15 protein-coding genes are annotated in these 14,659 nt (G+C 56.8%); 9 read left to right on the forward strand and 6 right to left on the reverse strand.

Going from position 1 to position 14,659, the window contains the following annotated elements; all coding sequences use genetic code 11:
• Positions 1-216: 216 nt before the first annotated feature.
• Both ACESMW_RS09265 and ACESMW_RS09270 read right to left on the reverse strand, forming a co-directional pair.
• The gene (locus ACESMW_RS09265) at positions 217-534 is read right to left on the reverse strand and encodes a CcdB family protein (RefSeq protein ID WP_372986755.1); all 318 of its coding nucleotides are present in this window, start codon (positions 532-534) and stop codon (positions 217-219) included.
• Positions 534-779 (reverse strand): type II toxin-antitoxin system CcdA family antitoxin, encoded by a 246-nt coding sequence (locus ACESMW_RS09270; RefSeq protein ID WP_372986756.1) that lies wholly within the window; start codon positions 777-779, stop codon positions 534-536. The genes ACESMW_RS09265 and ACESMW_RS09270 overlap by 1 nt, the downstream gene beginning before the upstream one ends.
• 371 nt (positions 780-1,150) lie before the next feature.
• On the opposite strand from ACESMW_RS09270, the gene ACESMW_RS09275 reads away from it, so the two are divergent.
• Positions 1,151-2,464, forward strand: a complete 1,314-nt coding sequence (locus tag ACESMW_RS09275; protein WP_372986757.1) for a mechanosensitive ion channel domain-containing protein — start codon at positions 1,151-1,153, stop codon at positions 2,462-2,464.
• Between the two features lie 100 nt (positions 2,465-2,564).
• Entirely contained in the window at positions 2,565-3,413 is an 849-nt protein-coding gene (locus tag ACESMW_RS09280) for a sulfurtransferase (RefSeq protein WP_372986758.1), read from the forward strand.
• A 91-nt stretch (positions 3,414-3,504) separates the two neighbouring features.
• Here ACESMW_RS09280 and ACESMW_RS09285 read toward each other — a convergent pair whose 3' ends face one another.
• From ACESMW_RS09285 to ACESMW_RS09295, 3 genes are all read right to left on the reverse strand, one after another.
• A complete protein-coding gene (locus ACESMW_RS09285; protein ID WP_372986759.1) occupies positions 3,505-4,014 on the reverse strand; it encodes a hypothetical protein in 510 nt (169 codons plus the stop codon).
• Between the two features lie 255 nt (positions 4,015-4,269).
• Positions 4,270-4,944 (reverse strand): hypothetical protein, encoded by a 675-nt coding sequence (locus ACESMW_RS09290; RefSeq protein WP_372986760.1) that lies wholly within the window; start codon positions 4,942-4,944, stop codon positions 4,270-4,272.
• 69 nt (positions 4,945-5,013) lie between these two features.
• Positions 5,014-5,970 (reverse strand): 1-phosphofructokinase family hexose kinase, encoded by a 957-nt coding sequence (locus ACESMW_RS09295; protein ID WP_372986761.1) that lies wholly within the window; start codon positions 5,968-5,970, stop codon positions 5,014-5,016.
• A 147-nt stretch (positions 5,971-6,117) separates the two neighbouring features.
• Here ACESMW_RS09295 and ACESMW_RS09300 point away from each other — a divergent pair, with 147 nt between their 5' ends.
• From ACESMW_RS09300 to yghU, 4 genes are all read left to right on the forward strand, one after another.
• Entirely contained in the window at positions 6,118-6,441 is a 324-nt protein-coding gene (locus ACESMW_RS09300; protein ID WP_372986762.1) for a NifB/NifX family molybdenum-iron cluster-binding protein, read from the forward strand.
• A 26-nt stretch (positions 6,442-6,467) separates the two neighbouring features.
• Positions 6,468-7,391, forward strand: coding sequence for a homocysteine S-methyltransferase family protein (locus ACESMW_RS09305; RefSeq protein ID WP_372986763.1), 924 nt, complete (start codon positions 6,468-6,470; stop codon positions 7,389-7,391).
• 97 nt (positions 7,392-7,488) lie between these two features.
• Positions 7,489-8,604, forward strand: a complete 1,116-nt coding sequence (locus ACESMW_RS09310) for a Glu/Leu/Phe/Val family dehydrogenase (RefSeq protein ID WP_372986764.1) — start codon at positions 7,489-7,491, stop codon at positions 8,602-8,604.
• Between the two features lie 91 nt (positions 8,605-8,695).
• Positions 8,696-9,574, forward strand: a complete 879-nt coding sequence (yghU, locus tag ACESMW_RS09315) for a glutathione-dependent disulfide-bond oxidoreductase (RefSeq protein WP_372986765.1) — start codon at positions 8,696-8,698, stop codon at positions 9,572-9,574.
• A 70-nt stretch (positions 9,575-9,644) separates the two neighbouring features.
• Here yghU and ACESMW_RS09320 read toward each other — a convergent pair whose 3' ends face one another.
• Positions 9,645-10,343, reverse strand: a complete 699-nt coding sequence (locus ACESMW_RS09320) for a DUF2202 domain-containing protein (RefSeq protein WP_372986766.1) — start codon at positions 10,341-10,343, stop codon at positions 9,645-9,647.
• A gap of 300 nt (positions 10,344-10,643) precedes the next feature.
• On the opposite strand from ACESMW_RS09320, the gene ACESMW_RS09325 reads away from it, so the two are divergent.
• From ACESMW_RS09325 to ACESMW_RS09335, 3 genes are read left to right on the forward strand one after another with little or no spacing between them, the layout of a single operon-like run.
• Entirely contained in the window at positions 10,644-13,043 is a 2,400-nt protein-coding gene (locus tag ACESMW_RS09325) for a Lon protease family protein (RefSeq protein ID WP_372986767.1), read from the forward strand.
• Entirely contained in the window at positions 13,030-13,899 is an 870-nt protein-coding gene (locus ACESMW_RS09330) for a universal stress protein (RefSeq protein ID WP_372986768.1), read from the forward strand. Before ACESMW_RS09325 ends, ACESMW_RS09330 begins: the two co-directional genes overlap by 14 nt.
• A 32-nt stretch (positions 13,900-13,931) precedes the next feature.
• On the forward strand, positions 13,932-14,657 hold the full coding sequence (locus tag ACESMW_RS09335) for a ZIP family metal transporter (protein WP_372986769.1): 726 nt from the start codon (positions 13,932-13,934) through the stop codon (positions 14,655-14,657).
• Positions 14,658-14,659: the final 2 nt, after the last annotated feature.

Raw genomic sequence — 14,659 nt, forward strand, 5'->3', positions numbered from 1 at the left:
CGACTTTGTCGCTTTTTTGGTTTGTCCAATGGCTACTGGTTGCGAGCTCAGGCAGCCTACGACACTGAGATTGCGGAAGATGCCCTTGAGGATCAGTTGAAGAATATTCGTCCGTGGAGTGCTGTATCTGAAATCGGGCCCAGGGCATAACCAACGGCTGCACAGCGACCGCTTTTCCGCCGCTTCGCGGCTCCAAATCGGCGCATGTGCCGGGCGTTAAATGCCAGTGATAGCAAGGTCCAGAGCTCCAACAATCTGGTCTCTAAAATGCGAGAGGGAGCCAACAGGGCTTTTGAGATGCTTTTCCGCCACGGACGAAATTTGAGGAGTCAACAGCAGAAGTTCCTGGTCGGCAAAGCTGATTTCCGGCGTGAGCCCTTGCATGGCTTCGCCACCAAAGGCGGAGCGCTTTCCCAACGGGATGACGATACGAGTTGCCAGTTCGCTCAGCAGGCTGCTCTGAATATCGACAAGGTAAGGGTAGTGTGCTTTGCTAGTTTTGCTTGGGTTGGGGTACACATCGAACTGTGCCATCAATACTCCCTGAATTCGTCGCCGAAGCATCCATGTTGTTCGACAAAATCGTTGTAACTTTTTATCGCAGTTCGATTTTTATCAGCCCATTGATCTGCTTCGCGTTTGGAGAGCTCTTCTCTCAGGGCTCGCTCCAGGGTAGCAGACAGGTTGATGTTCAGTTCACGGGTCTTACGAAGCAGATCGCTATTGATTGAAAGGTTCGCCGCTTTTTTGGGTGCGCCTTCGTCGTAAAGTTCGGCCATTGGAGCCTCCAAGTGGCTGTTTAATGCATGGCCTTAGTTTATGCGCACGGGTATGCGCATTCAAGCATTTAACCAATGGCTGTTGTCGGACACGCCTGCGCTGGCGCTCCGTCACGCCGCAAAGCCAAGGCGTTGATATGACTCCCCCTAGAGTCAAGCAACACCATTTGAAACCGAAGCGGTTTGAGACTGTAATGATCCGAGACAGAAGAAAGGGCAGGTTGCATAGCGAAGTTCCAGAACAGCGCTCACGGTCAGGTGCCTGGATTCAATCTGCCCGACTCATCTGTGCCATGTTCCTGTGTTGCGCCGTCCTTATATCTACCTCTGCTGCTGCCCAGCAGCAGCTAGACAGCAGCCAGAATACACCGGTGTCGGCGAACGCGCCTGACGGCGATACCGATGCTCCGGACAGGGTCGAAATCAACCCCACCGCCACGGATGACGAGATCAGGCAGCGACTCACGGAGATCTTGCAAACGACAAGCTGGTTCGGCGAGCCCGAGGTCACAGTCCAGAAAGGGATCGTTAGACTCAACGGAACGACGGAAAACGATGAGTCCAGGCGATGGGCTGGAGATTTAGCGAAGAATACGGAAGGCGTGGTTGCCGTCGTCAATCAAATCGAGGTAGTACCCACCAAGGTTTGGGATTTCGATCCGGCCTACCAGGAACTGAATCGGCTGGTGCGCGGATTCGTGCAATTGCTGCCCCTGATTGTGGTGGCAGTGATCGTGGTTGTTCTTTCATGGCTCCTCGCCAAGTTGACAACCTACGCACTGCGTCGATGGCTCCTGGCTCGATTCGACAGCCAGTTGTTGCGCGAAGTATCTGCTCGAGCTGGCGGAATCCTTGTAATGCTTGTTGGTTTTTACCTTGTGCTGCGTATCGCAGGACTTACGCAACTCGCACTCACGTTGCTGGGCGGCACAGGTCTGATTGGTTTGGTGCTGGGCATCGCTTTTCGCGACATCACCGAGAATTTTCTCGCCAGTCTTTTTCTGAGCTTGCAGCAACCGTTTCGAGAGGGTGATCTGGTAGAGGTGGCCAGCGCCACGGGCTACGTTCAGCGGCTGACCTCTCGCACCACGGTTCTGATGACACTTGACGGCAATCAACTGCAAGTCCCCAATTCGACTATTTTCAAAAGCACGATCCGCAACTTCACAAGCAATCCCAATCGACGCGATGATTTCATAGTGGGTATCGGCTACGAGGATTCGATTCCTTTCGCCCAGGAAGTTGCTTTGAAGGTGCTTGCTGACCATCCGGCCGTTTTGGCTGAGCCCGAGCCTTTGGTGCTTGTGGAAAATCTTGGGCCGTCCACGGTAAACCTACGTGTTTATTTCTGGCTCGATGGCGGTAAACACAGCTGGTTGAAGGTGAAATCGTCGGTAATTCGCCTTGTTAAACGCGCCTTCCAGGATTCGGAAATTTCGCTGCCGGACGAAGCCCGCGAAGTTACCTTCCCCAATGGAGTGCCTGTGCACATGGTAGAGCGCGAGGAGGCTGAGGAGCCAGCCCACCTGGCCCTTGCAGAGCCGACGGGAGATACTGAAGCAGTCGCGACCAAGGCAGAAGCTGGCTTGCAAAGCGAAGCCGGGGAAATCCGGGAACAGGCTCGCAGATCCTGGACACCCGGGAAAAATCTATTAACTTCATCGTCGTCTGGGGATACCCGTTGAAAGTACGTGGGAATCTCACCAAATCCACGGTGCTGGTTCCGGCGGCTCCCTTATTGCCAATGAGCACGGCGTTCATTTCTATTTCAGACCGGAGAACACCATGTCTTCCCCCCTTGTGACCACCGACTGGCTGCAGGACAGCCTGGATAACGAACGGTTGGTACTGATCGACACGAGTATGGTCAATGTCGTTGGCAAGGAGCCGATCGTTTATGACCGCCCGGTGTTCATCCCGGGTAGCTATAAGATCGATCTGGAAGGAACGCTCTGCGATACCGGATCTTCCCAAATCCATGCCTTCCCGACGGAAGAGCAGTTCACAGAGGAAGCCCGCAGGCTGGGCATTACGCCCGAAAGCCTGGTGGTGCTGTACGACAACCAGGGCATCTACTCGGCACCCCGGGCCTGGTGGATTCTACGGGCTATGGGTCTCAAACAAGTGTTTGTTCTGGATGGTGGCCTGCCGCAGTGGTTGGCCGAAGGCCGGGATACCGTTTCTGCTCCGGTTGCAGAGGCGGCCACGCCTGGCAGCGTGGTGGGCAAGCTCGACCCGAGCCTGGTTCGGGATTCCGCCTACGTTTCCCAACATCTGGAGGACGAGCACGTACTGGTCATCGATGCGCGATCACAGGCGCGTTTTCTGGCACAGGCGTCAGAACCCCGGCCTGGTGTGCGCGGTGGCCACATCCCCAATTCCCTCAACCTGCCGTTTACCGAGGTGCTGGAGGGTTATCGATTCAAGCCTGCCAACCAACTGGCGGAAAGGTTTGCGAACCTCGGTCCCTCGCTTCAACCCGATAACGGGCACCAACTGGTGTTTTCCTGTGGTTCCGGCATCACCGCCTGCATCATTCTGTTGGCGGCTGAGCTGGCGGGGTATGACCGGCTGTCCCTGTACGACGGCTCCTGGGCCGATTGGGGCAGCAATGAGTCGCTGCCGTTGGCGTAGCGCCCTCGGCCTCAGGTCAAAGCGGTGGGGTGGAGTCATCAGACCCATCGCACTGTAAAAATGCGTTGCGGAAACGCCGGATATCGGAGCTTCAGGGGAAGGGCGGCGTCAGCGGCTCGGTACCTTCGATATGCGCCTCGGGATGATGTTTTCTGACCAACTCCTCGATTTCATGCACCCGGCTATGTTTCACGTCCACTAGCACCAGGACTTCTCCTGCATTGATTTTCTCTTCGAATTTCGCGAGCCGTGAATTTGGAAGGCCCACACCTACGAGGCTTGACATCAAGCTGCCAACACCGGCGCCGGCGGCCGTGATAAACAAAACGGCGCCGCCACCAACGATCACCCCGGTGGCTGGCAGGGCCATTGCCACCAATCCACAAATCAAGCCAGTGGCGGCGCCCAGGGTAAGGCCTTTCTCAATCGCCGGGATAAAATCACTCTTTTGCATCAAGTTGGCCTCTGGAAGTTCTTCCATCGGGGTGCCTTCTTTTGCGACAACGTGGATATGATGCTCTTCCACATGTGTGAGCAACAGTTCTTCCACAAGCCCGTGAGTTGTAGCAATGTCAGGCATCAGAAAATATAAGCGTCGCATGTTTGGCTCCTTCCAATTAGTTTTCTGAAGCAGTACCAAGAGACCGGCTGAAAACAGATCTGGACTTTGCCCGCTCAAGTGTCACTCCCGGCCCATGATTAGAGCATAGGAGGAAGTGCCATGAGCGGCCAACGTTGTACGCCAGAATTCAAGATGAACTTTGAAAAAGTGCCAAACTAAATCCGGGCATGCGAAAGAATGTTGGGGACGAGAACCGCTTTTAAGGACGCATAAGTCCACCTGGTGGGCAGCTCTCTACAATTTTTCCACACTAAACTGCCAGTCAAACTTGCTCCGCTTCCACATTAGCGCTGTTAAAGCGAAGTAAAGAGACATGTATAACGCAAAGTGCCACTCGATAACGTTTTCGGCCTGATCGGCCCAGCTAACGCCCGTAGCCTTGATAACAACGTTGGCGATGCCCAGGCACCAATAGAGCACCATTAAGGCGAACTGCAGGTTCAGGTATCGCCGGATCTGTGTATCCAGTTCACCGGCTTTTTGTTGAAGGCTTCGAATACTGATCATTTGAGCCAGAACGGTGAGGGCAAAATAGAACGTCGTACCGTAGCGGCGAAGGAACCGGTAGAAGTCTCCTTCGGTGCCGAGAAAGTCCACATAGAGGATCAGGAAGACAGCGCCGATAGCCCCGAGGATAAAGGTTGCAGGATGCGGCTTCTGCGTGATTTCTTTTAACCAGACGCTTTGTAAATACCAGAATAAAACCAGTAAAGCGGCCACAGGCATCATCATGCCGCGAAACAGAAAGATTGCATTCCCCTCACGAGCCGCACGGCTGATTGACGTACACCCCTCGAAATAAGGCATGCATTCGTTTGCCACACCTTCCCACAACCCGAATAAGAACGACCCATGAGCTGCGATGACAGGTATTAAGCAAACACTCCAGGCAATGTGGCGGGGGTGCATCGGAGGCTCCTGAACCTATCCGTTTCAGTTATCCGAAATTTTATAATAAACACGGGGTGACAAGGCCAGTCACAGGGTTAGCGGCGTCACCCGAACCTCTCCACGCAGCCGATCGACCGTTTTCTTATCGAACAACTCGGTCCCGGGCTGCATCACCGTCGCCGCACTACAGGCAATTCCTTCACGTAATGCATCCTGGTCCGACGCGCCCTGTGCCAATACTCCTGTCATACCGGCCACCATTGAATCACCCGCTCCGACCGTGGAGATTACAGGAACCTGAGGCGCTTCGCCTTTCAGGACCTTTGACGGCGTCACCAACAACGCACCCTCCGCGCCCAGGGAGACACAGACATAGCTAACGCCCCGCGCCTGCAATTGCCGGGCTTCCCGAACAATTTCCTGCTGATTTTCCAGGGGCCGTCCGACCAGGGTTTCCAGTTCGAAGCGGTTGGGCTTGATCAGGAAAGGTTGGGCCTTGATCGCGTGTCGCAGCAGCTCGTCATGGGAATCGACGACTGCACGGCCCCCAGCCGCTTGCACGCGGCGCACCGCTTCGGCGTAGAGGTCCTGGGGCAAACTCTGTTGTAGCGAGCCGGTGATGACTCCCAGCCCCTTACCGCAATGGGTCACAAATCGGTCGAGCAAATGTTGCCATTCAGTGGTCGGCACGGCGGGACCAACACCGCTGACCTCGAACTGGGCACCGGTGACGCTTTCGAGAATGGTACCATTGATCCGGGTTTCGCCATCCACCTCCAGATAACTGGCCTGGTCCAGCTGCGCATCGAGCTGATGGCGCAGGAAGCGACCGATTTCGCCTGCGACAACACAGAAGGTGCAAGCTTGCACTCCAAGTCGTTTTAGACTGCGACCGACATTGATGCCGTTACCGCCGGGATCGTATCGGGAATCCGAGGCATGGACCTTCTGGTCGGGAATCAGCTGGGGGATTTGATAGGTGATATCAACAGCCGGATTCAGGCTCAGAACGGCCACGGGGAGTTGTGTAAATGCGTCGGCCATCAAACACTCCTGTTCAGCGATCGTTACTGGCGGGCGCAGCCCAAGCAGATCTTGATTATCATGATGGCAGAGCAAGAGTCATAATGCTTTGACGGCCGGTTTTATCGCTAATATTAAATTGTCAGCCATCCCAATCCTGAGGTCGATATGAAAATAGCGGTCACGAGTCAGAATCGCAGAACCATTACTCAGCATGCTGGACGATGCAGAAAGTTTTTTGTATTCACCATTGAGAATGGCCAGATACTCAGCAAAGAACTTCTTGAGCTTCCGAAAGAGCAATCGTTCCGAGAAAGCTCCAGGGACGAGTCTCATCCCCTGGATGACATTGATCTGCTGATTGCCGGAGGCATGGGCGAGGGGCTCAGGAAGCGCCTGGACGAGAAGGGCATCGAGTGCATCGTTACCAGCGAGGAAGATCCCGAGAGGGCTGTCGCTCTCTATCTGAGTGGCTCGCTTCCGAGAGAATGACCCGATATCGCCCAGGTTAACCGAGAATGAAGAAACTCCTCGAAAACAATCCGTTTATATTGATGGAAGCCGCCATCGTAGAGCAGTTGCGGCGTTCCGGAGCGGTGCGTCTCCACGAAACGCTCGTAAATGCGCCGTTGATATATGACCCCGGTGCCCGAAAAATTATGAGCGCCATCTACCTGGAGTACATGAGGCTGGCGCAGAGTGCACACTTGCCAATTCTTGTTTGCACACCTACCTGGCGAGCAAATCAGGCCAGGGTGTACGAGTCAGAGGTCAGCATTGCCGTCAATCTGGACGCGGTTTCCTTCATGCGAGAACTTCGCGACTCAGAAGGCTATGGCGACGCGCTTGTGAAGATTGGTGGAATGATCGGATGCAAGAACGATTGCTATCAGCCAGATGAAGGGCTGTCCGCCCCGGAGGCCGAGCAGTTTCATGCATGGCAAATCCAGCAACTCACCAGCGGAGGCGTAGATTTCCTGATTGCGGAAACGCTGCCGAATGTCCAGGAGGCGCTCGGTATAGCAAGGGCCATGGAGGTGACCGGGGTTCCGTACATTATCAGTTTTGTCATTTCCGGAGACGGCCGTGTGCTGGATGGTTCCAGTCTTGAGGCTGCCATTGATCTCATTGATTCCGGTACGAGTCGGCCACCTCTTGGCTACATGGTTAATTGTGCTCATCCGTCTTTCCTGTGCCCGGAACAGCAACCGGGCAATATTTTCAATCGATTGATCGGCTATCAGGCTAATGCTTCATCACTGGATCACTGCGAGCTGGAAAAGGCGGAGGAATTACAGGCTGACGATGTGGTTGAGTGGGGGCAGCTGATGTTAACTCTCAACAAATCCTATGGGGTGAAGATACTAGGGGGATGTTGTGGAACCGGTGTTGAGCATCTGCAATACCTGATAAAAAATATGAAAAACTGCCCATCCACTTAGTCAATTTTCACGGTTTTGAAGTTCAGGTTCCCGGCCGACGGCGACTTGCCGATCCACTACCTATACTCAACTGGAAACAATGGGTAAAGGAGGTTGCATGACGACTGTTTTCGATCTCGCCGATGATCTGGGGCCGGCGAAAGTCCTTCATGTCCATGTCCCGAAAGTGGGGCTTAAGGGCATCCTTGTCGTGGATAATGTGGCGGCGGGGCCATCCATCGGCGGGGTGCGCATGGCACCGGATGTGTCTCTTTTCGAGTGTGCCCGCCTGGCACGCGCCATGACTCTTAAGAATGCCATGGCCGGTTTGGCACATGGGGGCGGCAAATCCGTGATCTTTGCCGATCCGAAAATGCCGGCACCCGAGAAGGAGGAGCTGATTCGGGCGTTTGCCACTGCCATTGGTTCGGAGACCCAGTACATTGCCGGGCCGGATATGGGCACGAACGAACAATGCATGGCCTGGGTCCACGATGAAATTGGCCGCTCCGTCGGCCTGCCGCGAGAGTTGGGTGGTATTCCGCTGGACCAGTTGGGGGCCACCGGCTGGGGACTGGCCCACGCGGTCAAGGCGGCTCTGCCGTTTTGTGACCTGGACCTGAAGGGGGCACGGGTTGCCGTCCAGGGGTTCGGTTCGGTGGGCTATCATGCCGCCCGGTTCCTGGCCGCTGAAGGCGCGGCGATTGTCGCTGCGTCGGATTCACGGGGAACCATTTACCGGCCGAAGGGCCTGGATCTGGATGCGCTCTCCCGGCTGAAAGCCGAGGGCAAATCCGTGAGTGAATATCCTGATGGCGAGGCCAGCGACCCGGACGAAATCATTGATATCGAGTGCGATATCTGGATTCCCGCCGCACGACCGGATGTGGTGACCGAACAGAATGCCGACCGCTTACAAACCCGCCTGGTCGCCGAGGGTGCGAATATCCCGCTGACCAGTGGTGCCGAGGAGCTTCTCCATCAACGTGGTGTGCTTGTGTTGCCTGATTTCGTCGCCAATGCCGGTGGCGTAATCTGTGCCGCCATGGAATACCACGGTGCCACCCAGACCGCCGCCTTCGACGCTATCGCCGAAAAGCTGACCCATAACACAACGCAGGTGTTGCAGGCCGCCACGGAAGACCGGGTGTTGCCTCGTACCGCCGCGGTGAAAATCGCAAAAGAGCGGGTTCGCAAGGCCATGGCCGCACGCCGCTGGGGCGGTATGGTCTAGATAGAGTTCCTGTCGTAAACCTTCACCGTCAAAGTGATTTTCCGGTAAAGTCGGGAAACTCTACTCACGCACCAAACGGAGATGTCCCCAGATGAGCGACCCAACGTACACGCCTCCCAAAGTATGGAAATGGGATCCTGGTAACGGCGGCCGGTTTGCCAGTATCAACCGCCCGATTGCCGGCCCGACCCATGACAAGGAGTTGCCGGTCGGCGAGCATCCGATCCAGCTGTATTCCCTGGCCACGCCGAACGGTGTGAAAGCCACGGTGATGCTCGAAGAGTTGCTGGAGAAGGGGCACAAGGGAGCCGAGTATGATGCCTGGTTGATTAAGATCACCGAAGGCGATCAGTTCGGTAGCGGGTTCGTAAAAGTGAACCCCAACTCCAAGATCCCGGCCATGATGGATCACAGTGTCGATCCGGCCATCCGGGTATTTGAGTCCGGTTCCATCCTGTTGTACCTGGCGGAGAAGTTTGACGAATTCCTGCCGACGGATCTTGCCAAGCGAACCGAGACACTGAACTGGCTGTTCTGGCAGATGGGCAGCGCGCCGTTCCTCGGTGGGGGCTTTGGCCACTTCTACGCCTACGCACCGGAGAAGTATGAATACCCGATCAACCGCTACACCATGGAAGTAAAGCGGCAGCTGGATGTACTGGATCGCCAGCTGGCGAACAACCAGTTCATCGCCGGTGACGAATACACCATTGCCGACATGGCCATCTGGCCCTGGTACGGTGCACTGGTGAAGAACATGGTGTACGAAGCTGCTGAGTTCCTGGAGGCCCATACTTACAAGAACGTGGTGCGCTGGACCGATGAGGTGGCCCAGCGCCCGGCGGTCAAGCGTGGCCGGATGGTCAACAAGACCTGGGGTGATTTGTCATCCCAGTTGTATGAGCGCCATGATGCCAGTGACTTCGAGCTCAGGACCCAGGACAAGCTGGAGGGTGAGGCAGGGCAATAACCCTCGGATTTGAGTAAGGCGGAAATAACAAGGGCAGCCATTTGGCTGCCCTTGTTGGTTGCAGGAAGTGTTATTCCTCGACGGAGCTTTCATCCTCAAGAATCAGCTCTACTTCCTCGGGATCGAGAAGCTGTGCCTCGTAGGTCAGCCCCTGGGCCTCGATCACGCTCACGAATGCCCTGAGATGGCTCTTGGAGCCGTCCAGCAGGTTGGAGTAGGCGATAATGATCGGGCGCTCATCGGTCTGGTTGATGGCGGCCAGGATATCCCGCATGTCCTTCTCTTCGATCAGGGCGCCGACATAAAGGGCGTTAACGAAGGAGGTCTTGCCCTTGGCAACGAGCTCGTTATAAAGGGCCTGTAGCTCTTGGTTGGTGAATACGCCAATGGTGTCGTTTACCACCGGGTCTTCCACGCCAAACTTGTCCAGCAGGTAGTCAACGGTGCTGGTGTGGGTTTCCTCGGACAGTGCAATCTTCGCGAAGACCTGGGTTTGCTGTCCCCAGGACTGATCCAGGGTCAGATAAACATCCCGGGCCAGTTTCTCTTCTTCCCGCATGTATTTGAGATCATCGGTTTCGATCTCGGTCAGACCGCTATCGTCCACAACGACGGTATCGGTTGAAGAGGTATCGGTTGAAGAAGTTTCTGTTGCTTCGGCCAGCATCATGTCCTGCTTGCCGTAGCCGGGCCCTCCGGCAGCCAGGGCAACACTGCTCGCAAACATGGAACCGATAAGGGTGGCGGTGATAAAGGGTTTCGTATTCATAAACAACCTCTCTTGAACAGGTAATAGGAAAACCCGAATTCACTACTTAAGACGTCACCCGCTTGGAAAAGTTCGCTCAATTTCTTAACATTTTTGCAATAATGTGTAGGTAAAAGTATCTATCGTCGGCGAAAAGTGCGTCAAAGTGTCGCACCTTGATATTTTTGACCTGTGCCAGTCCCTTTCTGTTTTCATTCCGATTCCGGTTTCGTCTCCCTGACCAACCTTTTGCCGTGGTCTATCCTTTCAGTCACTCATGATTCCTTATTTGAAAGTGCGATTCGCCTGAAGGAGTAGTTGATGACCGTACCCGCACCGCTGAACATTGATCAGGTTTACCATCGTTGCCCGCCGGAAAAGCTGGATTTCGAGACCACAGAAACCCTCGAGGACCTGGAGCTGCCCTGCGGCCAGGAGCGGGTACTGCGGGCTCTGGAGTTTGGTGCCAGCATGGAAGGCCGGGGGTTCAACCTCTTTGTGCTTGGGCCCTCGGGTGCCGGGAAGCATGAGCTGGTGGAGCGCTTTCTGGGCAAGCACGCCAGCGAGAAGGAGGTGCCACCGGACTGGTGCCATGTCTATAACTTCAAGAACGCCGACCGACCGAAGGCTTTGCGCTTTCCCGCCGCTCAGGGTCGGGAATTCCGCAAGGACATGAGCGATTTTACGGATGAATTACGTACGGCCATCCCGGCCACGTTCGAGAGCGAGGAATATCAGTCCCGGATCCAGGAGCTCCAGGAAGAGATGGCCAAGCGCCAGCACCAGGGACTGTTCGATATTCAGGAAGAGGCCAACCGAAACAACATTGCCATGATCACCACGCCAGCGGGGTTTACCTTTGCCCCCATGCGGGATGGTGAGGTGATCGATCCCGAGGAGTACAAGAAATTCTCGGATGAGGAGAAACAGCTCGTCGAATCGAAGGTGGAGGAGTTGCAGAAAAAACTCCAGCAGACCATCCAGCAGATTCCCAGGCTGCGCAAGGAGGTTCGCGAGCGCGTGCATGCCCTGAATGAGGAGATGGTGCAGATTACGCTGGGTGGCCCGATGGGCGAACTGCGCGAGAAGTGGTCGCACCTGCCCGATGTGGTGGCCCATCTGGACGCCGTCCGTGAGGACGTGGTGGAACATGCAGAAGCCTTCCAGGACGGTGAGAGCGGGCCACCGGCCGGCCTGTTGGTTCGCTACAAGGTCAACCTGCTGGTGGACAACGCCGAGACGCAAGGCGCTCCTGTGATCTATGAAGATCTGCCCAATCACCAGCACCTCACCGGCCAGATCGAACACCGTGCACGCCAGGGTACGCTGTATACGGATTTTACGCTGATCAAGGGCGGTGCCATGCACCGGGCCAGCGGTGGTTACCTGATTATCGATTCCCGGCGTGTGCTGACTCAGCCCATGGCTTGGGAGAGTCTCAAGCGCATCCTGTTCTCGGGTGAAATCCGCATCGAGTCCCTTGAGCGGCTTTATGGCCTGGTGAGTACCACCAGCCTTCAGCCGGAACCGATTCCGGTATCGGTGAAAGTGGTCCTCCTCGGAGACCGGATGCTGTATTACCTCCTGTCCCACTATGACCCGGACTTTCTGGACCTGTTCAAGGTGGAAGCGGATTTTGAGGATGACCTTGATCGGGAAGATGGCTGTTACGTGCTTTACGCCAGGATGATTGCCTCCATGGCGAGAGGGGTTAAAGCGCGACCGTTGACCCGGGATGGAGTGGCTCGTCTGATCGAGCATGCCAGCCGCCTGGCCAGTGACCAGCGCAAGCTCACGGCCCATGACCGGGTCCTGAGGGACCTGCTCAGTGAGGCCGACCACTGGGCCAGGCAGGATGGCGCCGAGCTCATCACCGATGAGTACATCCAGCAGGCGATCGACGAGCGTGAATACCGGGCCAGCCGGATTCGTGAGCGCAGTATGGAGCAGATCACCCGGGGCATCGTGAAGATCGCCACCGGCGGCGAGGAAGTGGGGCAGGTAAATGGCCTGTCTGTGCTCCGGCTGGGCGCCTCCATGTTCGGTCAGCCCTCCCGGATTACCGCGACCGCCCGGCCAGGGAAGGGCCAGGTAGTGGATATCGAGCGGGAAGCCAAGTTGGGTGGTCCGATCCACAGCAAGGCGGTAATGATCCTGTCCAGGTTCCTGGCCAGCCGCTATGCCGGAGACGGAGAGTTGTCGCTCTCGGCCAGTCTGGCGTTCGAGCAATCCTATGGCGGTGTGGAAGGGGATTCGGCTTCGGTGGCCGAAACCTGTGTCCTGCTCTCTGCGATTGCCGGAGTGCCGCTGAAGCAGGCCCTTGCGGTTACCGGGTCCATGAACCAGCACGGCGAGGTTCAGGCCGTGGGTGGGGTTAACGAGAAGATTGAGGGCTTTTTCAATGTTTGCCGGGATTCCGGCGACCTGGGCAGTCAGGGCGTGTTGTTGCCGGAAAGCAACGTGGAGCACCTGATGCTCAGGAAGGATGTCAGGGATGCCATGGGCGAGGGTAGATTCACCATCTATCCGATCTCGGATATCAATGAAGCGATCGAGTTGCTGACCGGCATGGAAGCCGGCGTTGCCGATGAAAACGGCGACTACCCGGAGGGCAGCTTCAACCGGAAAGTACAGGACCGTCTCGCTGCCTTCGCTAAGGTGGGCAAGAAGCGGGACGAGGACAACGACAACGGTGAGGGAGGCAAGAATGACGATGACTGATCAGCCTGAATCCGTTCCTGTCGAAACCGGTTCCGGCCGTGTATTGGTGCTTCTGGATGGCTCCAGGCTCAGTCTCGCAGCACTGGAGGCGGCGGCCGACATTGCCGCGCTGCGGGGGCATGAAATTCTCGGGGTGTTTGTCGAGGAGGTGAACCTCTTGCGTAGCTCGGGGTTCGATTTTGCCCTGGAAATCGGCGCGAGCTCGGGCGCTGCGCGCCCGATGGATTCTGCCATGCTCGAAATGCGTATGCGTTCGCTTGCCGAACAGGCGCGCCGCTCCCTGCAGCGGGCTGTAGCTAGTCGGGGTCTGCGTCAGGCGCTGAAACTGTGCCGGGGGCGTGTCATTGAAGAGGTTCTCAGTCTGGCGGGTCCGGAAGACCTGGTGGTCATGGGGCGCGTCGGTTGGTCGGCAGCGCCTGGATCCCGGCTGGGATCCACTGCTCGGGGGTTGATGCGCCAGGCACCCGGCGATGTGTTGCTCTGGGCAGAACTCCAGCGCCGTCCCGGTCGCGGTGTGGTTGTGCTCCTTAACGATGAACAGGGGGCCAATCACCGCGCGCTGGCAGTGGGCATCGAGCAGGCACGACGCCATCGCCAGCCGCTGACGGTGCTGGTTCGCAGCCGCGGAGAGGACGGTCAGGAAGTGGTCAAGGCGATTGAAGATCAGCTGATCGCCAGGGGTGCCGGAGCACGTGTCCGACTTATTCCCCGGGCCAGTGCGGCCGAAGTGGCCCGGATACTGCGCCAGGAAGGCCCCGCCGAGCTGGTTGTCAGCCGGCAGTGCAGCGTGTTTGATGAACAGGGTGCCGATCAGCTACTGGTTGAACTCAATCTGCCGGTGACCGTGACGCCCTGATTCAACCATTCCTTTCAGATTGATGGTTCCGGATGTTTCTGGATGTTGTCTATATCGTTGTCCTGACCGCAGCGGCGGGCGCCTGTATCCCCGCAGGTGGACTGCTGGCCAGCTTTGAGCGCATCAGGCCGAACTGGCTTGAGCAGGAGTTTCGGCACTTCCTCATCGCCTTCGGTGGCGGGATCCTGCTTGGGGCTGTCGCCGTGGTGCTAGTGCCGGAGGGTCGTACCAGCATGCAGGGTTCGATGTGGAGCATCCCCATCATCCTGCTGGGCGGGCTGCTGTTTTTCGGAGTCGAGCGGGCGCTGGGCCTGAAGCGGAGAGAGGCTCCCCAGTTGACTGGGTTGATGCTTGATTACATCCCGGAAGCGACGGCTCTCGGCGGACTGATTGTGGTCAACCCCGGCATGGCGGCACTTCTGGCGGCACTGATCGCTCTGCAAAATTTGCCGGAAGGCTTCAATGCCTACCGTGAGCTCTGTAACCAGCCGGATTACACCTCACGGAAGACGCTGGGATTCATGAGCTTACTGGTAGTGACCGGCCCCGTGGCCGGCCTGCTCGGTTACTTCGTGCTGTCCGATCACCAGGCCATACTCGGGGCCATTATGCTCTTTGCCTCCGGCGGGATTCTGTATCTGATCTTTCAGGACATTGCTCCCCAGTCCCGCCTGGAACGGCATTGGGGGCCACCCCTTGGAGCCGTACTCGGGTTCTGTCTTGCGCTGTTCAGCGAGATGCTTGTGACGCACGCCTGAGG

It is taken from the genome of Marinobacter sp., from assembly GCF_041690455.1.
In the GTDB taxonomy this organism is placed as follows: Bacteria; Pseudomonadota; Gammaproteobacteria; order Pseudomonadales; family Oleiphilaceae; genus Marinobacter.